Genomic DNA, 22480 nt, shown 5'->3' with positions numbered 1-22480 from the left:
GCTCACCATCGGCACATCGGGACCGCCGATGGGGCCTGGACATGACCGGCCGCGGGTGCCTACGCTCCCGAGTGTGATCGGCTGAGACCAGCCGGACTACGAGACCGTACGAAAGCTTCTGCCCGGTGACGGAGTCGGCGTGGGGTGTGTGTCCCCGCTCCACGCCAGCACTGGACGGTTCCAGGCGATGACCACGGGTCGGTGAACCGGACGCCGACGACCCAGGGTGGTCCGCCCCGCCGGGCAGCGAAGGGCAGACGCCGTGTCGTCGGCGCCTTACCGTAATCTGCTGCGCGCTCCCGGCGCCGCAGCTTTCTTCCTGACCGCCACCGGTGGCCGCATCGGTATTGCGATGACCGGCCTCGGCATCATCTGGCTGGTGCACGGCCACACGGGCAACTACGCCTCGGCTGGTTCGGTGAGTGGCGGCTTCGCCGTGGCCGAGGCCGTGGTCGGGCCTCAACTGGCCCGGCTGATCGACCGCTTCGGCCAGACCCGGGTGCTGCCACCTGCTCTGCTGGCCCACGCCGCAGCGGTGACCATGCTGGTGGCGCTGGTCGCCGGTGACAGCCCGAGCGTGCTCATGACGGTGGGCGGGGCACTGGTCGGCGCCACCGTCCCGCAACTGGGCGCGCTGTCCGCTGCCCGCTGGGTGGCGCTGCTGCGCGAGGAGCGGCCTGCGGAGCTGCCCAGTGCCTTCGCGCTCGAGTCGCTCAGTAACGCACTCGGCTACCTGGCCGGCCCGACGCTGGTCAGCGTCCTCGGGGCGAACGGGCATCCGGCGCTGGGAACCGTGCTGGCAGCCGCCCTGGTGGTGGCCGGCGGAGGGTGTTTCGCCGCGCAGCGCCGTACCGCGCCGCCGCCGTCCGGAGCCGCCGAGCGCTCCCGGGCGGATCGCTCGCTGCTGCGGCCCCGATTCGCCGTACTGGCCGGTCTCAACCTTGCCATCGGCGTGTACTTCGGCGCCGTGCAGGTCTCGGTGACGGCCTTTGCGGTCGAGCACCACGCGGCAGCCGCAGCCGCACCGATCTTCGCGGTATCGAGTTGCGGCGGCCTGCTGGCCGGATGGCTGTACGGGCTCCGGCGGTGGCGTACGCCACCGCGGATCCAGCTGGCCGTGGCCACGGCCGGGCTGGCGCTCGGCAGTCTGCTGCTGCTCGCGGCCGGCTCACCGCTGGCGCTGGGATCCGTGATCGTGCTGACCGGTGCAGCGGTTCCACCCGTCCTGGTACTTCTGTCGGTGCTGGCCGAGTCCGCTGTCCACCGGGCCGTGATGACCCAGGCATTCACCTGGCTGAACTCCGCCAGTGCGGCCGGCTCAGCCGCCGCGGCGGCGGTTTCCGGCCGGGCGGTGGATGCCTTCGGCGCGCACGGCGGCTTCGCGATCGCCGCCGCGGCAACCACCGCGATGGCCGCACTGGCCGTGGCCGGCCTGCGAGCCGTGCGCGAGCGGGGGTGTGTTCCTCCCGCGCACGGCTCCTGACGGGCCTGTTGAGGAGCTCGGGTGGCCGCTGTGGCCGCCTGCACCCTTGGCCGGCGCGGTACGACCCCTGCCCTCCCCGGAGCGAGAACCTCTATCGGATGGGAGGGGTCACCGGCCACGGGCATGGGTGTGGGAGTCCCCACATGACCTCCGGCCGGTCGTGTACTAGAGTTATCTCGACATCGAGATATCTGCCGAGGGCACATCGCCGCCATCAAGAGGTAAGGGTTACCTAAAAAACCTTACCTCACCGGATGGCCGGTGAGCCGTCGGCGCACCCGCGGCGCCGGCCGCAAAATGAGGCGCGGCGCGGAGTTACGCGCACATTTGATGAAGGAGACTGTCGTGTCGGCGAACAGCTTCGACGCCCGCAGCACGCTGCGCGTGGGCGACGAGTCGTACGAGATCTTCAAGCTGGACAAGGTCGAGGGCTCCGCGCGCCTCCCTTACAGCCTGAAGGTGCTGCTGGAGAACCTGCTGCGTACGGAGGACGGCGCGAACATCACCGCCGACCACATCCGGGCGATCGGCGGCTGGGACTCGCAGGCCCAGCCCAGTCAGGAGATCCAGTTCACGCCGGCCCGCGTGATCATGCAGGACTTCACCGGCGTCCCGTGTGTCGTCGACCTCGCCACCATGCGCGAGGCCGTGAAGGAGCTCGGCGGTGACGCCGCACAGATCAACCCGCTGGCCCCGGCCGAGCTGGTCATCGACCACTCCGTCATCGCCGACAAGTTCGGCACATCGGACGCGTTCTCGCAGAACGTGGAGCTGGAGTACGGCCGCAACAAGGAGCGCTACCAGTTCCTGCGCTGGGGCCAGACCGCCTTCGACGAGTTCAAGGTCGTCCCCCCGGGCACCGGCATCGTCCACCAGGTCAACATCGAGCACCTGGCCCGCACCGTCATGGTGCGCAACGGCCAGGCGTACCCCGACACCCTGGTCGGCACCGACTCGCACACCACCATGGTCAACGGCCTCGGCGTGCTGGGCTGGGGCGTGGGCGGCATCGAGGCCGAGGCGGCGATGCTCGGTCAGCCCGTCTCGATGCTCATTCCGCGCGTCGTCGGCTTCAAGCTGACCGGCGAGCTGAACCCGGGCACCACCGCGACGGACCTCGTCCTCACGATCACCGAGATGCTGCGCAAGCACGGCGTCGTCGGCAAGTTCGTCGAGTTCTACGGTGAGGGCGTCGGCGCCACATCGCTCGCGAACCGCGCCACCATCGGCAACATGTCGCCGGAGTTCGGTTCCACCGCCGCGATCTTCCCGATCGACGACGAGACGCTGAAGTACCTGCGGCTGACCGGACGTGACGAGAAGCAGGTCGCGCTGGTCGAGGCGTACGCCAAGGAGCAGGGGCTCTGGCTGGACCCGGCCGCCGAGCCCGACTTCTCCGAGAAGCTGGAGCTCGACCTCGCCACGGTCGTCCCCTCCATCGCGGGCCCCAAGCGTCCGCAGGACCGCATCGTCCTCGCCAACGCCAAGCAGCAGTTCGCGCAGGACGTCCGCAACTACGTCGCCGACGACGAGGAGTCGGGCAAGGAGTCCTTCCCGGCCTCCGACGCCCCGGCCGCCCACAACGGCGTGCCGTCGCGTCCGACCACCGTCACGGCCCCCGACGGTTCGACGTACGAGATCGACCACGGCGCCGTCACCGTCGCCGCGATCACCTCATGCACCAACACCTCGAACCCGTACGTCATGGTCGCCGCCGCGCTGGTGGCCAAGAAGGCGGTGGAGAAGGGCCTCACCCGCAAGCCGTGGGTCAAGACCACGCTCGCTCCGGGCTCCAAGGTCGTCACCGACTACTTCGACAAGGCGGGGCTGACGCCCTACCTCGACAAGGTCGGCTTCAACCTCGTCGGCTACGGCTGCACCACCTGCATCGGCAACTCGGGCCCGCTGCCCGACGAGGTCTCCAAGGCGGTCAACGAGCACGACCTGGCCGTGACCTCGGTGCTCTCCGGTAACCGGAACTTCGAGGGCCGGATCAACCCCGACGTCAAGATGAACTACCTGGCCTCCCCGCCGCTGGTCGTCGCGTACGCCATCGCGGGCTCCATGAAGGTGGACATCACCAAGGACGTCCTGGGCACCGACCAGGACGGCAAGCCGGTCTACCTCAAGGACATCTGGCCCACCGAGGCCGAGGTCAACGACGTGGTGGCCAACTCCATCGGCGAGGACATGTTCAACAAGTCCTACGCCGACGTCTTCGCGGGCGACGCCCAGTGGCAGGCCCTGTCGATCCCGACCGGCAACACCTTCGAGTGGGACCCGGACTCCACCTACGTCCGCAAGGCCCCGTACTTCGAGGGCATGACGATGGAGACCTCGCCGGTCGAGGACATCATCGGCGCGCGCGTTCTCGCCAAGCTGGGCGACTCGGTCACCACCGACCACATCTCCCCGGCCAGCGCGATCAAGGCCGACTCCCCGGCCGGCTCGTACCTGACGGAGCACGGCGTCGAGCGCCGTGACTTCAACTCGTACGGCTCGCGACGCGGCAACCACGAGGTGATGATCCGCGGCACCTTCGCGAACATCCGCCTGCGCAACCAGATCGCGCCGGGCACCGAGGGCGGTTACACCCGCGACTTCACCCAGCCGGAAGGCCCGGTGTCGTTCATCTTCGACGCCTCGCAGAACTACCAGGCGGCGGGTGTCCCGCTCACCATCCTCGCGGGCAAGGAATACGGTTCGGGCTCGTCCCGTGACTGGGCGGCCAAGGGAACCGCGCTGCTCGGTGTCAAGGCCGTCATCGCCGAGTCGTACGAGCGCATCCACCGCTCGAACCTCATCGGCATGGGCGTTCTGCCGCTGCAGTTCCCGGAGGGCCAGACCGCCGAGTCCCTCGGGCTCGACGGCCAGGAGACCTTCTCCTTCACCGGCGTCACCGAGCTGAACAACGGCGTCACCCCGCGGACGGTCAAGGTCACGACCGACACCGGCGTGGAGTTCGACGCGGTCGTCCGTATCGACACCCCCGGTGAGGCGGACTACTACCGCAACGGCGGCATCATGCAGTACGTGCTGCGCAACCTGATCCGCAAGTAAGAGATCACACGCCAAAGCGCCGCATCCCGTCCGCGGGATGCGGCGCTTTGCCGTGCGTTCGGCGCCGGTGAGCGGCGATCGGTTGCGGATCGCAGCGGGGGCGATCGCGCCGGAGGCGGCCGCGGCCCTCCGTCCGGGACACCTGAGGTCGTCCGGCGGGCACCTCGGTCCGGCGCGACGCGGTGGCGGCGCCGAAGCCGAATCCGCGCAGGAGACCGGACACCTCGCTTCCTTGCCGCCTCAGGTGACGGGCCCCGGTGATTCCGGCGGTGAGTACTCCCGGGCTGCCCCAGCGGGTCAGCGGACGCCGAGCAGGTGCTCCATGGCGAGCTGGTCGAGCGCCTCGAAGGCCATGCTCTTCCCGGCAGCGGCCTCGACGTCGAACTCCTCGTACGCGGAAGCGTCGCCGAGCAGGCCCTTGACACCGTCGGCGGCGGTGGGGAGGGCGAGCTCGTCGAGCCGGGAAGCGGTCAGCGCCTCCTGGACGGCGGGGTCTGCCCGGAAGGCGGCCGCACGCTCCTTGAGAATCAGATAGTTGCGCATGCAGTTCTTCGCGGACTCCCAGACTCCGTCGAAGCCGTCGGTACGGACCGGCTTGAAGTCGAAGTGGCGCGGGCCCGCGTAGTCGGAGCTCTCGAGCAGGTCGACCAGCCAGAAGGCCTGGCGCAGATCACCGGCGCCGAAGCGCAGGTCCTGGTCGTACTTGATGCCCGACTGGCCGTTGAGGTCGATGTGGAAGAGCTTGCCCGCCCACAGGGCCTGGGCGATGCCGTGCGGGAAGTTGAGCCCCGCCATCTGTTCGTGGCCTACCTCGGGGTTCACGCCGTACATCTCGGGGCGCTCCAGGCGCTCGATGAAGGCCAGGGCGTGGCCGACGGTGGGCAGCAGGATGTCGCCGCGCGGCTCGTTGGGCTTGGGCTCGATCGCGAAGCGCAGACCGTAGCCCTGCTCGACGACGTACTCGCCGAGCAGGTCGAAGGCCTCCTTCATACGGTCGAGGGCCACCCTCACGTCCTTGGCGCCGCCGGACTCCGCGCCCTCACGGCCGCCCCAGGCGACGTAGGTCTCGGCGCCCAGCTCGGCCGCGAGATCGATGTTGCGGATGACCTTGCGCAGCGCGAAACGCCGTACGTCGCGGTCGTTCGCGGTGAAACCGCCGTCCTTGAACACCGGATGCGTGAACAGATTCGTGGTCGCCATGGGGACCTTGAGACCGGTGCGGTCCAGGGCGTCCTTGAAGCGTGAGACGAGCGCCGTGCGCTCGCTCTCCGACGAGCCGAACGGAATCAGGTCGTCGTCGTGGAACGTCACGCCGTGAGCGCCGAGCTCCGCCAGGCGCTCGACGGATTCGACGGGGTCCAGGGCGGCACGGGTGGGCTCGCCGAAGGGATCGTTGCCCCGCCAGCCGACGGTCCACAGACCGAAGGTGAACTTGTCCGCTGCGGTGGGGGTGAAACGGTCCGACATGATCTGCCCCTTGTCGACGAAGGCACCGGGGGCCGCTGTGCTGCCCGCCCTGCCAATTTGTTTGTTGACACTACTAATACGGCATCGGCTCGCCTGTTTCCAGAGTGCGCCGACTGAATCCGGGTCACATCACGTCGTGGCGGCGTACGGGATCAGGGGTGTTGCCCGGCCCCTCGGGTGTGATTTGTTTTGTGTACGATCAAAAAAACCAAGAGGAAGGTGGCCCCGTGACGCTGCGACCGGACACGACCGTGCTGTCGGCTGTCATCGGTGTGGACAGCTCTACTCAGTCCACCAAGGCCGCGATCGTCGAGACCGGCTCGGGCCGGCTGCTCGCCGTGGGACGGGCCCCGCACACGGTGACCGGAGCGGACGGTGCCCGTGAGAGCGACCCCGAGAACTGGTGGCAGGCCCTGCGCGCCGCCGTCGCAGAAGCCCTCGCCGAGTCCGGGCTCGCCCCGTCCGCGATCTCCGGTATCGCCGTGGCAGGCCAGCAGCACGGTCTGGTCGTCCTCGATCACGACGGCGTTCCGCTGCGCCCCGCCCTGCTGTGGAACGACACCCGCTCGGCGCCGCAGGCCGCTGCCCTGACGGCGGCGATGGGCCCGGACGGCTGGCTGGACCGGGTGGGATCGGTGCCGGTCGCCTCCATGACGGCCGCCAAGTGGATGTGGCTGCGCGAGAACGAACCGGACACCGCGGCGGCGGCAGCAGCCGTCCGGCTCCCGCACGACTTCCTCACCGAACGGCTGTGCGGGGTCGCGGTCACCGACCCCGGCGACGCATCGGGAACCTGCTGGTACTCCCCGGCCGCTGGCGGCTACGACCCCGAGGTGCTGGCTCTCACCGGTATGCGTGCGGAGCTGTTGCCGGCCGTCGCCGCCACCGGCGCCGCCCTCGCCGGAAGACTCACCGCCGCGGCAGCCGAGGCACTGGGCCTCCCCGCGGGTATCGCTGTGGCCGCCGGCACCGGAGACAACATGGCCGCAGCAGTGGGCCTGGGCCTTGGCGCCGAAGGGCTCCTGGACCATCCGGTGGTCAGCCTCGGCACATCCGGCACGGTCTTCGCGGCCACCCGCAGCCGCCCGCACTCTCCGCTGCTGGCCGGCTTCGCCGCCGCCGACGGCACCCATCTGCCCCTGGGCTGCACCCTGAACTGCACACTCGCCGTGGACAAGGTCGCCGAGCTGCTCGGGCTGGCCCGCGAGGACGCGGCCCCCGGCGGCGACACCGTGCTGCTTCCCTTCCTGGACGGCGAGCGCACCCCGGACCTGCCGTCCGCGTCCGGTCTGCTGTACGGGCTGCGGCACACCACAACCCGGGAGCAGATCCTGGGCGCCGCCTACGAGGGCGCTGTGGTCACGGTCCTGCGCGCGCTCGACGAGCTGCCCTTCGACGCCCCGGACGCGCCGTTGAGGCTGATCGGCGGCGGGGCCCGCGGGGCGTTCTGGGTGGAGACGGTACGCCGGCTGTCCGGCCGCCCGGTGGTCGTGCCGGACTCCGGTGAGCTCGTCGCACTCGGCGCCGCCGCGCTTGCCGCCGGCGCCGTCACGGGCCGTGACCCGGTGGGTCTGGCCACGGACTGGGGCACCGGCCTGGGCCGCGAACTGCCCGCCCTCGCCCGCGACAAGGCCACCTGGGACCGCGTCACCTCGGTTCTCGACCGTGCTGCGCCCGCACTGCTCAGCCCCTGAACCGCCTCCGGTCCGCCGGTGCGGGCCGGGCTCACCGTCGCCCACCCCCGGGTCACCGCCAGCCGTCGGACCTCCCGTCCGGATCACGCACCGATCGGCGCGTCCGTCCCGCCCGTCCTTGTGCCATGGAGGCACTGGCCCATCGGCCGCCCCTGGATTCGCACGGGCAAGGCGCGGTCCGCGGCGTCGCCTTCTACGACACGCTGATGCGCCGGCGGGTGGATCTCCCGGCGCTCGCCCGGGCATCGGCGGGCCTGGCCGGGTGCGTGGCCGGGATCCGGCTCCACCGCACCGGGATGGTGGTCCGCGTGTCGCCCGACCGGGGGGAGTCGTCCCGAACCGCCGGATCCCGCGTCCACCACGGCGCCGATCACCCTCGACGACGAGGAGACCGGCACGGTGTGGCTGGAACCGTACCCGCCCACGTGCCCTTCGCCCCGCGTGCACCGTCCGGGTCAGGTATTCCTGACGTTGCTGAGGTGGGCGAAGACGACCACGTTGGCCGAGTAGCCGGACTTCTTGTCGAAGCTCCCGCCGCATGTCAGCAACCGCAGTTCGGGGCGGCCCGTCGCGCCGTACACCTTGGCGCTGGGGAACTCCTCCTTCTTGTACGTCTTCACCGTGTCAACGGTGAAGACCGCGGTCCGGTGGTCCGACCGGACGACGTTGACGGCATCCCCGCGGTTCAGGGCGTTGAGGTTGAGGAAGATCGCGGGCCCGGTCCTGGTGTCCCGGTGGCCGACGATCACGGCTGTTCCCATGTCCCCGGGTACCGGACCGCCCCGGTACCAGCCGACGACCTTGGGTCTGCTCAGCGGTGGAGTGCCCAGACGGCCCTTGCTGTCGAGCCCCAGACTGATGACCGGGGCCTCGATCACCATGGCGGGAATGGCGAGTTTCCTGACGGGGGAGGATGACTGCGGCGCCGCACGCTCCGACGTCACCGCCCTCCCCTTCGCGTTCCCGGCCGCCCCCTCGCCGCCCGCGGCGTGAGTGCCGTGGGCGGCGTCGACCGTCGGCGGATCCGAGTCCCTGCTCGCCCAGACCACGCCGCTCACCAGTGCTGAGGTCACACACAGCGTCATGGTGAGGCGGCATGCGCGACTGGGGCCCCGCCGCCGTCGCCGGTAGGGGGCGTTACGCGGCGCCACGGGCACGGCGGCGGGCTGCCCGGCGGACGAAGACCAGCCCGGTCGCCGCGGCGGCCGCGGCACCCAGCACCGTGGTCACCCCTGCCGCCGATCCTCCGGCCGTGCTGCTCTCCGCGGTGGGAACACCGCCGCCACCCGCGTGCACCGCACCGTCCGGCCGGTGCTCCGGCCCTGCCCAGGAGCTGCTGTGCTCCTGGCCCCCCGGCGACCAGGGCTTGCCGCGCGCCTCCTGGCCGTTGGCACCCTGGTGCGAGCAGTCGACCTCGAATGTCTTCTGCTTGGAGAGACCGCCGGGGAACGTCCAGTTGAGAACGTAGGTGCCGTCCGGCAGTGAGTACTCCTCGGTGCGCCCCTTGCCGTCCACGAGCGAGATGGCCCCGGTCAGGGTGGCCGTGATGGGCGACGGAGGCCGAGCGGTGATCGTCCAGTTGACCAGGGGCACCGACTCGAAGTTGGCCGCGGACAGCACGAATCTGCAGACCGGCGCCGCGGCGCGGTGGGGGCCGTAGGCGGCGCGGGATGCCGGCTGGACGGTGACATCACCGCTGTCGCCGGGGACCGCGTACGCGGCCGGCGCGCCGGCGAGTGAGAATCCTGCGACGGCGAGAGCTGCGGCGACCGCGGTGCCTGTGCGGGCGCCGGGCAGGCGGACGTAGGCTGAGATGGGCATGCGGGGCTCCTTCAAGCCGAGATGATTGTCATACTGATCACTCGATCGCCTAACTCAATGTCACCTCATGTCGCAAAAAGGTGCAGAAACGCCGCAGATTGATCGAATACCCCCTGACTGGCCGAACAGGGGGAGCGTGCCGACGGGGTGAGAGCGCTCCCTGAGCCCGGCCCCGGCAGACGGTGGCGCACGAGAACGGGCCACCCGCGATGCCGCGAGTGGCCCGTCCTGTGAGCGCGCCCGGAACGGTCCGGACGGTGATGTGCCCGGGTCTCAGCCGAGAAGCTCGATCTCCGCCAGGGTCGCCGGCGCCGTGCTCACCAGCCGGTACTTCGCGTACGTGCCCGGCTTCTGCACCGAGAACACCCTGGTCTGCTTGTCCCAGCTGAACGTCTGGGCGGACCGCTTGTCGAGGTCCTTCCAGGTGGTGCCGTCCGACGAGCCCTGGAGGACCCAGCCGGCCGGAGCCTTGTCCGCCGCGCTCGACGTCAGCGTGTACTGGACCGCCTTCGTGGCCGACCCCACCGGCAGGTCCACCGAGTCGACCGTGGCCGAGGTGGCGGAGGTGTTGTCGAAGAGCGCGCCGTCACCCTTCAGCATGTCCTCCTTCGGGGACGGCACCTTGTCGTCCTTGGTGATGGAGACCGGTGCCGCGTCCTTGCCCGTACCCCATGACGACGGCTTGGAGCCCATGTCGAAGTCCAGCACACCGCCCTTGGACAGCAGGTCGTTCGGCAGCGAAGTGGACTTCCACTGCTTGCCGTTGACCTTCAGGCCCTGGATGTAGATGTTCTTGTTGCTGTTCTTCGGAGCCTTGACCACCAGGTCGCGGCCGTTGTCGAGATGGACGGTGGCCTTCGTGAACTGCGGTGAGCCGATGGCGTACTCACCGCTGCCCATGACCAGGGGGTAGAAGCCCAGCGAGGAGAAGATGTACCAGGCCGACTGCTCGCCGTTGTCCTCGTCTCCGTGATAGCCCTGCCCGATGTCACTGCCGGTGTACAGCCGGCCGAGCACCTCGCGGACCTTCTCCTGTGTCTTCCAGGGCTCGCCCGCCGCGTCGTACATGTAGGTGACGTGGTGCGCGACCTGGTTGCTGTGGCCGTACTGGCCCATCCGTACGTCACGCGCCTCGGTCATCTCGTGGATGATGCCGCCGTACGAACCCGCGAACTCCTGGGACGCCGTCTCCGGGGTGGAGAAGTAGGTGTCCAGCTTCTTCGCGAGCCCCGCCCGGCCGCCGTAGAGGTTGGCCAGACCACGTGAGTCCTGCGGCGCGGTGAAGGCATAACCCCAGCCGTCGGTCTCCGTGTAGTCGTAGCCCCAGACCCGCGGGTCGTACTGGTCGGCCGGCAGCCGCCACTTGCCGTTGAGGTCCTTGCCCTGGAAGAAGCCGACCTCGGGGTCGAACAGCTTGACGTAGTTCTGCGCCCGGTTGAGGAAGTAGTCGGATTCCTCCTTGTAGCGGGCCTCGTGGGTCTTCGCGTAGAGCGCCTTGCCCATCTGGGCGATGCCGTAGTCGTTGACGTAGCCCTCCATCGACCAGGACATGCCCTCATGGGTGTCGGTGGACGCGTAGCCGAGGAACGGTGAGGTGTCCATGCCCTTGCGGCCGACGCCGGAGGACGGCGGGACGACGGTGGCGTTCTTCAGGGCTGCCTCGTAAGCCGCCTTGGCGTCGAACTTCACGCCCTTCACATAGGCGTCCGCGAAGGCCACGTCCGAGCTGGTGCCGGTCATCAGGTCGGCATAGCCGGGGGACGACCAGCGCGAGATCCAGCCGCCGTCCTTGTACTGCTGGACGAAGCCGTCGACCAGTGTTCCCGCCTTCTTGGGGGTGAGGAAGGAGTACGCGGGCCACGTCGTCCGGTAGGTGTCCCAGAAGCCGTTGTTGACGTACACCGAACCGTCGACGACTTTCGCGCCGGTGTGGGTCGGGGTGTTCTCACCGGCGTGCGCGGAGAACGGGCTGGCGTACTGGGTCTTCGAACCGACCTTCTCGGAGCCGGAGTTCGGGTACAGGTACAGCCGGTAGAGGGAGGAGTAGAGCGAGGTCAGCTGGTCGTGGCCCGCACCCTCCACCTCGATCTTGCCGAGGATCTTGTCCCACTGGGACTGCGCCTTCGCCTCGGTGCCCGCGAAGCCGGCCGACGCGGGCAGCTCCTGGGACAGATTGGCCTTCGCCTGGTCCAGGCCGATGAGGGAGGTCGCCATCCGCAGCGTGACCGTGCGGTTCTTGCCCGGCTTGAAGCGCATGTAGCCGGTGACGTTGTCGCCGCCACCGCCGCTGAGCTTGGACCCCGCGGTGACCGGAGTGTCGAAGACGCCGTATACGAACAGCCGGGTCGCGCCGGCCGAACCACCGCTCTTGACATCCGAGTAACCGCTGAACGAGCCGGTCTTCGGGTCGAGGGTCAGACCACCGTCATCGGTGATGTTGTCGAAGATCATCGAGGCGTTGTCACCGGGGTAGGTGAACCGCATCATCGCCGCGTGGTCGGTCGGCGTCATCTCGGCCTTGAGGCCGTTCTCGAAGGTGACGCCGTAGTAGTGGGGCTTGGCGACCTCGTTCTCGTGCTTGAAGGGAAGCTCCCGCGCGGTACGGGAGGCGTCCGGGGTGCCCGCGGCCACCGAGGGCATCAGCTGGAAGGTCTGCCGGTCGCCCATCCAGGGGCTGGGCTCGTGGCTGGCGCTGAACGCCTGGATGGTGGGCAGATTGTCGTCGTTGTTTCCGTTCGCGTAGTTGTAGAGCCAGCTGGTGGAGCCCGCGTCGGTGACCGGCGTCCAGAAGTTGAAGCCGTTGGGGACGGCGGTCGCCGGGAAGTTGTTGCCGCGTGAGAAGGAGCCGCTCGAATTGGTGCCCCTGGTGGTGAGGGCGTAGTCCGAGAGGTGCCTGAGCTTCTTCTCCGGCGCCTTCGCCTTCAGCGAGATGTCGTCGATCCAGCCGCGGAAGACGGCGGGGCCCTTGGGGGAGTCGTACGCCACCAGGATCCGGTCGACGGTCTTGCCGGCCGCGACATCTCCGATGTGGGCGGCGACCTGGTTCCACTGGTTGACGTAGAGCCGCTTGGCCGCGCCCTGGCCCTGCGGGGTCAGCACCCCGCCGTTGGTGTCCGTGGCTTTCAGATCGCTCAGGTAGGTGCCGTCGGTGAAGGCCAGATCGACCGACACATCGGTGGCGGGGTAGTTCAGGTCGGTCTTCTTCATCTCGGGGAAGACCTTGTACGACAGCTCGGTGTCGCGGGAGATGCGGGTGTTGACGTCAAAGATCTTGTTGTACGAGTAGGCGCGGCCGTCGCCCTTCTGCGTACCGGAGTAGCGCAGCGACCGTATTCCGGTGTACCCGGCGCCGGACTTCGCGGTCGGCGACGAGAGCGGACCGCTGTCGACCCTGGTGATCATGTCCTGGGGTGCGGGCGTGCTGGTGTCGCCGTTCGAGAACTGAACGTCGGCGAGCTGGGTGGCGTCGGTGGCCCCGTTGTTTCCGGTGATGTTCAGCCGGTAGTGCGCGTACGCCGTGGACGCGTCCGTGTTGTCGTACGTCCTGGTCTGGAAACGCTTGTCGAAGCCCTCGCCCTGCCGGGTGTCCAGGGTCTTCCAGTCCTTGCCGTCGGCAGATCCCTGCAGGGTCCAGTCCTTGGGGTCACGCTCGTCGTGATCGTTCGCGGAGGTCATCGCGTACTGGGTGACCTTGACCGCCTCGTCGAGATCGAACTCCACCCAGGCGGTGGGGTGAAAGGCCAGCCATTTCGTGCTCGGGTCGATGTCGACGAGATTTCCCTTCCCCTCGCCGCCTCCCGAGTTCTCGTCACTGGCCCGGACAGCGACCACGTGGTCGGTCACATCGCCCGGTATTCCGGTATTCGTGTTGCCATCAATACCGGAGGCGCGTTTGTGCCCATCGGGGCCGACTTCGACGGTATTGCGCCAATCCGGCTGCGGTTGGCCCGCTTCGAAGGAGGAGGTGAACTCCTCGTCCGCGGGGTGCGGATGGGCCGGCCCGGCGACGGCGGCACCCTGCGCCGTCACGACGAGTACGAAAGCGGCCGCCACCAGGGCGGCGGCCGAACCGGCTCTGCGCCGTGGTCTGGTCTGCATGAGGAGCCTTTCCTCTCGGCTAAGCGCTTGGACAACGTTGTCACTGAGTCGCGCAAGGTCAAGTAGGAAGGCAAGTGACGGGTGGCGTCAAGGGTGTTGCGTGGTGCGGACGAGTGAAGAGGGCGCGCTCCCACTGTGACGGGCGAGGTGGGGTGGACAGGCCGTCCGGATGTCCGCGAGGTCTCAACTCGGGAAAGACTGGCGCGTAACCATGCATTCGATCTTGCCCAGCTGAAGGGAAGTGGACTATACCTGTCGACGTCCGCCTAGCCGCTTTCCGGCAGCGGTCCAGGGGGGCGGGATCGGGTGGGGGAGCTTGAGGGCATCCTCATCCAAATTCTCATTCTTCCCTCCTGCAGCCACGTACAACCCAGCTTCAACTGACCGCGGTGGCGGGGCCCTTCGCCTGAGGCGAATTCTCAACGGGCGACCGGTACACCGCCTGAGTCCTGTAGAAGGCGAGGACTTGAGCATGGGATCCACCTCCGCCCGCACCAATGAGGGCCTCGGCCGTCGTGATCTGATCAAGCGGTCTGCCGCTCTCGGCCTGATCACCGTCCCGACGATGAGTTTCCTGTCCGCATGTGCGAGCAGCGACAGCGGCAACAAGGACAAGGTCAAGAAGGGCAAGACGAGCGCGAGCAACCCGCTCGGCATCAATGAGACCGCTCCGATGGAGATGGTCATCTTCGACGGCGGGTTCGGCACCCAGTACGCCAAGGACGCCGAGGCGCTCTACACGAAGGCCCACCCGAAGTCCAAGGTCAAGTTCGGGTCGACCCAGAAGATCCAGTCCGAACTGCAGCCGCGGTTCAACGGTGGCACCCCGCCGGACCTGATCGACAACTCGGGCGCCGAGCAGATGGACATGGGCGTCCTGGTCGGCAAGAAGCAGCTGACCGACCTCACCCCGCTGCTGGACGCGCCGTCCATCGACGACCCGAGCAAGAAGGTCAGGGACACCCTGCGTCCCGGCATCGTCGAGATGGGCCAGTACGACGGCGACCCGTGCTGGATCATGAACTACGCGTACACCGTCTACGGCGTGTGGTACTCGCAGACCGCCCTGGACAAGCTCGGCGTCGAGTACCCCAAGACCTGGGACGACATGCTCGCCGTCTGCGCGAAGGCGAAGAAGAAGGGCATCGCGGGCTGGACCTACGCCGGCAAGTACCCCTACTACATCCCGTTCTCGCTCTACCCCTTCATCGGCAAGATCGGTGGCCGCGAGGTCCTCGACAAGATCGACAACCTGGAGCCGAACGCCTGGAAGGACCCCGCCGTCAAGGCAGGCTTCGAGGCGTACTACGAGCTGTTCAAGAAGGGCTACATCCTCAAGGGCACGCCCGGCATCGACCACATCCAGTCGCAGACCGCGTGGACCGAGGGCAAGGCGCTCTTCATCCCCAACGGTTCCTGGGTGGAGAACGAGGCCGCGAAGACCACGCCCAAGGACTTCCAGATGAAGGTCGGCGCGCCGTCGAGTCTCGATTCGTCGGACAAGATGCCGTACGGCACCATCTGGGCGGCCGGCGGTGAGCCCTTCATCGTGCCGAAGAACGCGAAGAACCCGGAAGCGGGCATGGAGCAGCTGCGCATCATGCTCAGCGAGGCCTCGTCGAAGAACTTCACCACCAAGGTGAAGTCGCTCTCGGCCTTCAACGGCGGGACCGAAGGCCTGACGCTGTCCACCGCCCTGCAGTCGGGCATCGACGCCCTGAAGGTGGCCGGCGACAACGTGGTCAACCCGCGCCTGCAGGACTGGTACGTGAAGCTCCAGAAGGAGCAGATCGGTGTGTCGGTGCTCGGCGAGATGATGGCCGGCCGCATGACCCCGGCCGAGGCCGTCAAGAAGTGCCAGGCGTACGCCGACGCGGCCGCCAAGGACCAGTCGATCAAGCACTACAAGCACCAGTGAGCGCGCGTCACCAGCGGCGGCACCCGCCGGAAGATCGGGGTCGGTAACCATGCAACACGGTAAGTATGGGTTCATTGTGGGGTTTTTGACGCTCCCACTGGCGTTGTACGCAATCTTCGTCATCTGGCCGTTCATCCAGTCGATCTACTACTCGTTCACCGACTGGACCGGTCTGAGCCCGGACTTCGCGATGGTCGGCTTCGACAACTACAGCCGGATGCTCCACGACGACACTTTCTGGAAGTCGTTGGAGCACAGCGTGCTGTTCCTGCTGCTGCTTCCGCTGGTGACGCTCGGCCTGGCACTGTTCTTCGCCTTCATGCTGAACGTCGGCGGGCGGCGCCGTAAGGGCGCCGCCGTCGCCGGCGTCACCGGATCGGCGTTCTACAAGATCGCGTACTTCTTCCCGCAGGTGCTGTCGATCGCGATCGTCGCCCTGCTGTTCAGGTTCGCCTACAACCCCAACGGCGGTGTGATCAACGGCGCGCTGGAGGCGGTCGGGCTCGGCAGCATCCAGCCGGACTGGCTCGGCGACCCGAATCTGGCCCTCTGGTGCATCATGGCCGTCCTGGTCTGGTCATCGGTCGGCTTCTTCGTGGTGCTGTTCTCCGCCGGAATGGCCTCCATCCCGAAGGACTTCTACGAAGCGGCGCTGCTGGACGGGGCGAGCCGGGTCACCACCTTCTTCCGGATCACCCTGCCGCTCCTCTGGGACACCGTGCAGTCGGGTTGGGTCTACATGGGCATCCTGGCCCTCGGCGCGGAAGCCTTCGCAGCCGTACAGATCATGAGCGTGGGGCCCGGCGGTCCTGCTCAGTCGACCACTGTGCTGCCGCTGTACGTCTACCAAGCGGCGTTCCGTGACGGCCAGGCCGGATACGCCACAACGATCGGCGTGGCCCTCCTTCTCGTCACCCTCGGCTTCGCGGCCATCGTGATGCGACTGGGCCGGCGCGAGCGGCTGGAGTTCTGATGAAAACCACTGAGACCCCTCCTCCGGCCGAGGTCACCAAGGACCAGGAGCCGGTCACCACGACGGCACCCCCGGCTGCCGGCCCGGAGCGGCGCACCGGCAGCACCCTCAATGTCTTCTCGCACGGCATCCTGATCATCTGGGCGATCCTGGTCGTCGTGCCGCTGGTCTGGGCGGTGATGTCGTCCTTCAAGAACGACCACGACATCCTCACGGCGCCCTGGAAGCTTCCGGACCGGCTGCACTTCGAGAACTGGTCGCGCGCCTGGGGGCAGGCGCACATGAGCGACTATTTCGCGCACACCATCGTGGTGGTGGGCTTCTCGCTCTTCGGGACGCTGCTCCTCGGCTCCATGGCGGCCTATGTACTGGCCCGCTTCGACTTCCCGGGGAACCGCTTCATCTACTACCTCTTCGTGGGAGGGATGAGCTTCCCGATCATCCTGGCGCTGGTCCCGCTGTTCTTCGTGATGAACAACATGGGTCTGCTGAACACGACCCAGGGGCTGATCCTGGTCTACGTCGCGTATTCGCTGCCGTTCACCGTCTTCTTCCTCACATCGTTCTTCAGGACGCTGCCGGGAGAAGTAGCCGAAGCGGCGATGATCGACGGGGCCTCGCACACCCGGACCTTCTTCCAGGTCATGCTGCCGATGGCCAAACCGGGCCTGATCAGCGTGGGCATCTTCAACTTCCTCGGGCAGTGGAACCAGTACATGCTGCCGACAGTTCTCAACACCGACCCGCACAAGCGGGTCCTTGCCCAGGGGCTGGTCGAACTGGCCACGAGCCAGGGCTACAAGGGGGACTACTCCGGACTCTTCGCCGGTCTCGTGATGGCGATGCTGCCCGTGCTGGCGGCGTACATCATCTTCCAGCGGCAGGTCGTGGCGGGTCTGACCGCAGGAGCGCTGAAGTAGAGGCTCCTCTTCCGTTCTGAACACGAACCGCCCGAAGGCATATGCCATCGGGCGGTTCGTCCTGTTTGTATCTTGCGGTCCCCGCTCATCCGTGTCCCGGCTTGCTCAAGGTCTTGACGGAAGGGAGCCCTAAAGGCTCAGCTTAGGGTTCACATGTTGGAGATAGGGCGGGGCCTCATCAGACGCGCCCCGCGCGGGGACGGCCGTCGCGCCGTCCACCCATGGCAGGAGTGGATGAGTCGATGGAGACTCCGGGGTCGCAGACATCTCTGCACCGGGCCAACCTCGAGCGGGTCGTGCGCGCGGTGCGTATGGCGGGCTCGCTCACTCAGGCGGAGATCGCCCGCAGCACCGGACTCTCGGCAGCCACGGTCTCCAATATCGTTCGCGAACTGAAAGACGGCGGCACCGTCGAGGTCACCCCGACATCCGCTGGCGGCCGCAGGGCCCGCAGTGTCTCGCTCAGCGGCTCGGCGGGCATCGTCATCGGCGTCGACTTCGGCCACACCCATCTGCGGGTGGCGGTCGGGAACCTGGCGCACCAGGTCCTCGCCGAGGAGTCCGAGCCGCTGGACGTGGACGCATCGTCCGCCCAGGGCTTCGGGCGGGCCGAAGAACTGGTCAACCGGCTCATCGCGGCCACCGGTATCGGCGCCGACAAGGTGGTCGGGGTCGGCCTCGGGGTGCCGGGGCCCATCGACGTCGAGTCGGGCACGCTCGGCTCCACCTCGATCCTGCCGGGCTGGACGGGCATCAACCCGAGCGACGAGCTGGCCACCCGGCTCGGTGTGCCGGTCTACGTCGACAACGACGCCAACCTCGGCGCGCTCGGCGAGCTGGTGTGGGGGAGCGGCCGCGGGGTCAGGGACCTCGCCTACATCAAGGTCGCCAGCGGGGTGGGTGCCGGTCTGGTCATAGACGGTCAGATCTACCGGGGCCCCGGCGGCACGGCGGGGGAGATCGGCCACATCACGCTCGACGAATCGGGCCCTGTGTGCCGCTGCGGCAATCGCGGGTGCCTGGAGACCTTCACCGCCGCGCGGTATGTCCTGCCCCTGCTGGAGTCCAGCCACGGCACCGGTCTGACCATCGAGAGGGTCGTCCAGCTCGCCCGTGGCGGTGATCCGGGCTGCCGACGGGTCATCGCGGACGTCGGCCGGCACATCGGCAGCGGCGTCGCCAATCTGTGCAACCTGCTCAACCCGAGCCGGGTGGTGCTCGGCGGTGACCTCGCGGAGGCCGGTGAGCTGGTGCTCGGACCCATCAGGGAGTCGGTCGGCAGGTACGCGATCCCCAGTGCTGCCCGGCAGCTCTCGGTGCTGCCAGGGGCCCTCGGCGGACGGGCCGAGGTGCTGGGCGCACTGGCCCTCGTGCTCAGTGAAATGGGCGATTCGAGCCTTTTGGAGAGCGCGATTCCGGCCGGTACCCCTGCCTTCACTTAGATAACGAATGACACCGTTGCCATCTCGTTAAGGATTTAATCCTTGACGTCGCCTCGGCGGCCGAGTTGACTCCAGGCACCTCGGCCGCAACGTCGCGGCCTCGTCAGGGAGGTTTCTGAAGTGAACACGCAGATGCGTCGTGCCGCCGTGGCCGTGGCCGCCACCGCAATGGCCGTCTCTCTCGCTGCCTGTGGCAGCGCCAAGGACTCCAAGTCCAGCTCGGACACGGACAGCAAGAAGAAGGGCGACGCGATAACCGTCGGTCTGCTGCTGCCGGAGAACCAGACCGCCCGGTACGAGAAGTTCGACCGCCCGCTGATCGCGAAGAAGATCAGGGACCTCACCCACGGCAAGGGCAAGGTCCAGTACCTCAACGCCAAGCAGGACGCGCCCACCCAGGCGCAGCAGGTCGACACGATGATCACCAACAAGGTCGACGCACTGATCGTGGACGCGGTGGACTCCGCGTCGATCAAGAACTCGGTCCAGAAGGCCCACGACGCCGGTATCCCGGTCGTCGCCTTCGACCGCCTGGCGCAGGGTCCGATCGACTCGTACGTCTCGTTCGACAACCGGCAGGTCGGCGTCACCCAGGGCAAGGCCCTGCTGGAGAAGCTCGGCGCCAAGGCGAGCAGCGACACCATCGTCATGATGAACGGCGCGATCACCGACCCCAACGCCGCAGACTTCAAGAAGGGCGCGCTCTCCGTCCTCCAGGGCAAGGTGAAGATCGGCAAGTCCTACGACACCAAGGAGTGGAAGCCGGAGAACGCCAACGCCAACATGGACGGCGCCATCGCCGCCCTCGGCAAGGGCAAGATCGACGGCGTCTACTCCGCCAACGACGGCATGGCCGGCGGTATCATCACCTCCCTCAAGGCCGCCAACATCTCCCCCCTCCCCCCGGTCACGGGTCAGGACGCCGAACTCGCCGGTGTGCAGCGCATCGTCTCCGGTGAGCAGTTCATGAGCGTCTACAAGCCCTACGTGCTCGAGGGCCCGATCGCCGCGGAGATGGCCGTCAAGCTGGCGCAGGGCAAGGACCTCGGGTCGCTCACGACCTCCACGGTCGACAGCCCGACCGTCAAGAAGGTCCCCTCGGTGATTCTCCCGGTCGTCTCGCTGACGCAGAAGAACATCCAGGACACCGTCCTCAAGGACGGCATCTACAAGCTCAGCGAGATCTGCACCCCCAAGTACAAGGCCGGCTGCGACAAGATCGGTCTGAAGTAAGTCCCGGGCTCAGCCCAGGACCTACGCACTGTTGAAGCCTGTCCGGTGCCTCGGCCCACTCTCGCCCCGCTGGCAAGGGCGGGGCACCGGACGGATCGCTTCGTTTTCTCTTCTGCTCAGCCACCGCGCCGTTCCGGCGCGGCATCCCCGCCGGTCAGGCGGCGAAGGAGATGGTTCACGTGTCCGCTACGCCCGTGTTGGCGTTGCGCGGAGTCTCCAAGCGATTCGGTGCCGTCCAGGCGCTCACCGACGTAGAGCTTGAGGTCCACGCCGGTGAAGTGGTCGCCCTGGTGGGCGACAACGGAGCCGGAAAATCCACGCTGGTGAAGACGATCGCCGGCGTTCACCCCATCGATGACGGAGTCATCGAGTGGGAAGGCAGGCCCGTCCAGGTCAACAAGCCGCAGGACGCCCAGCACTTGGGTGTCGCGACCGTCTACCAGGACCTCGCGCTGTGCGACAACATCGACGTCGTGGGCAACCTCTACCTCGGCAGGGAGCTCCGCAGGCGCGGAATGCTCGACGAGGTCGAGATGGAGCGCCGCTCGCGCGAGCTGCTCACCACGCTGTCGATCCATATCCCCAGTGTCCGCATCCCGATCGCCTCGCTCTCCGGCGGCCAGCGCCAGACGGTGGCGATCGCGCGGTCGATGCTCGGTGAGCCGAAGCTCGTCATCCTCGACGAGCCGACGGCGGCCCTCGGTGTCGAGCAGACCGCCCAGGTCCTCGACCTGGTCGAGCGGCTCCGTGAGCGCGGCCACGCGGTCCTGCTGATCAGCCACAACATGGCGGACGTCAAGGCGGTCGCTGACAAGGTGGCTGTGCTCCGTCTCGGCAGCAACAACGGTGTCTTCGATGTGAAGACCACCTCGCAGGAAGACATCATCTCCGCCATCACCGGAGCCACGGAGAACGCCGTGACCCGTCGTGCGGCGCGGAACGCGGAGGTTCAGAAGTGAGTATGCAGAAGACCTCCGCCCACCAGGTCGAGAACACCGCAGCCGCCGAGGGCGCAGTCGCCGCGGTGGACCCGCGGCTGCTCGTGCGCGAGCAGGGCTTCGCCGGCTATCTCGGGGAGTTCAAGCGCAAGATCCGCGCCGGTGACCTGGGCTCGATACCCGTGGTTCTCGGCCTGGTGATCATCTGGGTCATCTTCCAGAGCCTCAACTCGAACTTCCTCTCCGCGGAGAACCTGAGCAACATCTCCATCACGATGGTCGGCACCGGCATGATCGCCGTCGGTATCGTCTTCGTGCTGCTGCTCGGCGAGATCGACCTCTCGGTCGGCTCGGTCAGCGGTGTGTCGGGCGCTGTCGTCGCGGTGATGAGCGTCACGCACGGCCTGAACGAGTGGCTCGCCATTCTCGTCGCCATCGTCAGCGGCGCGCTCATCGGCACGATTCACGGGTTCTTCTTCGCCCGCATCGGCGCCCCCGCGTTCGCCGTCACCCTGGCCGGTCTGCTGTTCTGGCTCGGCTTCATGCTGCAGATCCTGGGCGACAACGGCACGATCAACCTGGACTCCGACGGAGTCGTGGGCAAGCTGACGACCTACTACTTCACCGATGTGGCGGCCGCGTACGGCGTGGCCCTCATCGCCGTCGTGGTGTTCTTCCTCAGCACGTTCTTCGACAACCGCCGCCGTGACGCGGCCGGCATCCCCTCGCGCCCGCTCAGCGAGATCGTGGTGCGGACGGTCCTGCTCGCGATCCCGGCCTTCGCCGCCGCCTACGTGCTGAACCTGCACAAGGGTCTGCCGCTCGCCCTGCTGATCTTCCTGGTGTTCCTGGTGGCGACGGACTTCGTCCTTCGCCGCACCGGATACGGCCGTAAGATCTTCGCACTCGGCGGCAGCGTCGAGGCCTCCCGCCGTGCCGGTATCAACGTCACGGCGATCCGTGTCTCGGTCTTCGCCATCGCCGGTACCTTCGCCGCCATCGGCGGTCTGTTCCTGGCATCCAAGATCGCCGCTGCCAACCAGAGCGCCGGCTCGGGCGACCTGCTGATGAACGCCATCGCGGCGGCCGTCATCGGTGGCACCAGCCTCTTCGGAGGCCGTGGCCGCACCTGGGACGCGCTGCTCGGCGTCATGGTGATCACCTCGATCCAGTACGGCCTGGCCCTCGAGGGCATCGCCACCGCGATCCAGTACATGATCACCGGTGGAGTGCTGCTCGCCACCGTCGTCATCGACTCGGTCACCCGCAAGACCCAGAAGACCGCGGGTCGCGCCTGACGCTGCGGCAGGCGGCGTCCGACCCGTCGCGACGCCCGCCACAGCACCGGCACAGGGCCGGGCGGACGCCCGCTCAGGCTCCCGGAAGCCCGGCACCGGAACGCTCCGGTGCCGGGCATCTGTGCGTTCGTTACC

At 67.8% G+C, this 22480-nt stretch carries 14 protein-coding genes; 10 read left to right on the top strand and 4 right to left on the bottom strand.

Going from position 1 to position 22480, the window contains the following annotated elements:
- The first annotated feature begins 262 nt into the window (after positions 1 to 262).
- Both OHS16_RS06050 and acnA read left to right on the top strand, forming a co-directional pair.
- Positions 263 to 1483 (top strand): MFS transporter, encoded by a 1221-nt coding sequence (locus tag OHS16_RS06050; protein ID WP_328536134.1) that lies wholly within the window; start codon positions 263 to 265, stop codon positions 1481 to 1483.
- A 345-nt stretch (positions 1484 to 1828) separates the two neighbouring features.
- Positions 1829 to 4543, top strand: a complete 2715-nt coding sequence (gene acnA, locus OHS16_RS06045; RefSeq protein WP_328536133.1) for an aconitate hydratase AcnA — start codon at positions 1829 to 1831, stop codon at positions 4541 to 4543.
- Positions 4544 to 4840: 297 nt separating this feature from the next.
- On the opposite strand, the gene xylA is transcribed toward acnA, so the two are convergent.
- Complete coding sequence (xylA, locus tag OHS16_RS06040; protein ID WP_328536132.1) at positions 4841 to 6010, bottom strand: xylose isomerase; 1170 nt, start codon at positions 6008 to 6010, stop codon at positions 4841 to 4843.
- A gap of 227 nt (positions 6011 to 6237) precedes the next feature.
- On the opposite strand from xylA, the gene xylB reads away from it, so the two are divergent.
- Complete coding sequence (xylB, locus tag OHS16_RS06035) at positions 6238 to 7704, top strand: xylulokinase (RefSeq protein WP_328536131.1); 1467 nt, start codon at positions 6238 to 6240, stop codon at positions 7702 to 7704.
- Positions 7705 to 8159: 455 nt separating this feature from the next.
- On the opposite strand, the gene OHS16_RS06030 is transcribed toward xylB, so the two are convergent.
- The 3 genes from OHS16_RS06030 to OHS16_RS06020 form a co-directional block, all read right to left on the bottom strand.
- Positions 8160 to 8789 (bottom strand): class F sortase, encoded by a 630-nt coding sequence (locus OHS16_RS06030; protein WP_328536130.1) that lies wholly within the window; start codon positions 8787 to 8789, stop codon positions 8160 to 8162.
- 52 nt (positions 8790 to 8841) lie between these two features.
- Positions 8842 to 9525, bottom strand: a complete 684-nt coding sequence (locus tag OHS16_RS06025) for a hypothetical protein (protein WP_328536129.1) — start codon at positions 9523 to 9525, stop codon at positions 8842 to 8844.
- Positions 9526 to 9798: 273 nt separating this feature from the next.
- Positions 9799 to 13623 (bottom strand): GH92 family glycosyl hydrolase, encoded by a 3825-nt coding sequence (locus tag OHS16_RS06020; protein ID WP_328536128.1) that lies wholly within the window; start codon positions 13621 to 13623, stop codon positions 9799 to 9801.
- Between the two features lie 472 nt (positions 13624 to 14095).
- Between OHS16_RS06020 and ngcE the strand changes: the two genes are divergently transcribed.
- The 7 genes from ngcE to OHS16_RS05985 all read left to right on the top strand — a co-directional run bounded on the left by ngcE (position 14096) and on the right by OHS16_RS05985 (position 22345).
- Positions 14096 to 15541 carry an N-acetylglucosamine/diacetylchitobiose ABC transporter substrate-binding protein gene (gene ngcE / locus OHS16_RS06015; protein WP_328536127.1) on the top strand — a complete coding sequence of 482 codons (1446 nt, stop codon included), beginning with the start codon at positions 14096 to 14098 and terminating at the stop codon, positions 15539 to 15541.
- Positions 15542 to 15590: 49 nt separating this feature from the next.
- Positions 15591 to 16514 (top strand): carbohydrate ABC transporter permease, encoded by a 924-nt coding sequence (locus OHS16_RS06010; protein ID WP_328536126.1) that lies wholly within the window; start codon positions 15591 to 15593, stop codon positions 16512 to 16514.
- The gene (locus OHS16_RS06005) at positions 16514 to 17434 is read left to right on the top strand and encodes a carbohydrate ABC transporter permease (RefSeq protein WP_328536125.1); all 921 of its coding nucleotides are present in this window, start codon (positions 16514 to 16516) and stop codon (positions 17432 to 17434) included. Before OHS16_RS06010 ends, OHS16_RS06005 begins: the two co-directional genes overlap by 1 nt.
- A 242-nt stretch (positions 17435 to 17676) precedes the next feature.
- Positions 17677 to 18876: an ROK family transcriptional regulator gene (locus OHS16_RS06000; RefSeq protein ID WP_328540732.1), complete on the top strand. Its 1200-nt coding sequence runs from the start codon at positions 17677 to 17679 to the stop codon at positions 18874 to 18876.
- A gap of 132 nt (positions 18877 to 19008) precedes the next feature.
- Positions 19009 to 20109 (top strand): ABC transporter substrate-binding protein, encoded by a 1101-nt coding sequence (locus tag OHS16_RS05995; protein WP_328540731.1) that lies wholly within the window; start codon positions 19009 to 19011, stop codon positions 20107 to 20109.
- 170 nt (positions 20110 to 20279) lie between these two features.
- Positions 20280 to 21068, top strand: coding sequence for an ATP-binding cassette domain-containing protein (locus OHS16_RS05990; RefSeq protein WP_328536124.1), 789 nt, complete (start codon positions 20280 to 20282; stop codon positions 21066 to 21068).
- 2 nt (positions 21069 to 21070) lie between these two features.
- Positions 21071 to 22345 (top strand): sugar ABC transporter permease, encoded by a 1275-nt coding sequence (locus tag OHS16_RS05985; RefSeq protein WP_328536123.1) that lies wholly within the window; start codon positions 21071 to 21073, stop codon positions 22343 to 22345.
- Positions 22346 to 22480 lie beyond the last annotated feature (135 nt).

The sequence above is a fragment of the Streptomyces sp. NBC_00344 genome, from assembly GCF_036088315.1.
Taxonomy (GTDB): Bacteria; Actinomycetota; Actinomycetes; order Streptomycetales; family Streptomycetaceae; genus Streptomyces.
The sequence above is the reverse complement of the archived record's forward strand: the minus strand, read 5'-3'. Positions and strand labels throughout refer to the sequence as shown.

Coding starts and splice junctions, on each gene's coding strand:
- xylA (WP_328536132.1), bottom strand. CDS start 6,010: ATGTCGGACCGTTTCACCCCCACCGCAGCGGACAAGTTCACCTTCGGT.
- OHS16_RS06030 (WP_328536130.1), bottom strand. CDS start 8,789: ATGACGCTGTGTGTGACCTCAGCACTGGTGAGCGGCGTGGTCTGGGCG.
- OHS16_RS06025 (WP_328536129.1), bottom strand. CDS start 9,525: ATGCCCATCTCAGCCTACGTCCGCCTGCCCGGCGCCCGCACAGGCACC.
- OHS16_RS06020 (WP_328536128.1), bottom strand. CDS start 13,623: ATGCAGACCAGACCACGGCGCAGAGCCGGTTCGGCCGCCGCCCTGGTG.
- ngcE (WP_328536127.1), top strand. CDS start 14,096: ATGGGATCCACCTCCGCCCGCACCAATGAGGGCCTCGGCCGTCGTGAT.
- OHS16_RS06010 (WP_328536126.1), top strand. CDS start 15,591: ATGCAACACGGTAAGTATGGGTTCATTGTGGGGTTTTTGACGCTCCCA.
- OHS16_RS06005 (WP_328536125.1), top strand. CDS start 16,514: ATGAAAACCACTGAGACCCCTCCTCCGGCCGAGGTCACCAAGGACCAG.
- OHS16_RS06000 (WP_328540732.1), top strand. CDS start 17,677: ATGGAGACTCCGGGGTCGCAGACATCTCTGCACCGGGCCAACCTCGAG.
- OHS16_RS05995 (WP_328540731.1), top strand. CDS start 19,009: ATGCGTCGTGCCGCCGTGGCCGTGGCCGCCACCGCAATGGCCGTCTCT.
- OHS16_RS05990 (WP_328536124.1), top strand. CDS start 20,280: ATGGTTCACGTGTCCGCTACGCCCGTGTTGGCGTTGCGCGGAGTCTCC.
- OHS16_RS05985 (WP_328536123.1), top strand. CDS start 21,071: ATGCAGAAGACCTCCGCCCACCAGGTCGAGAACACCGCAGCCGCCGAG.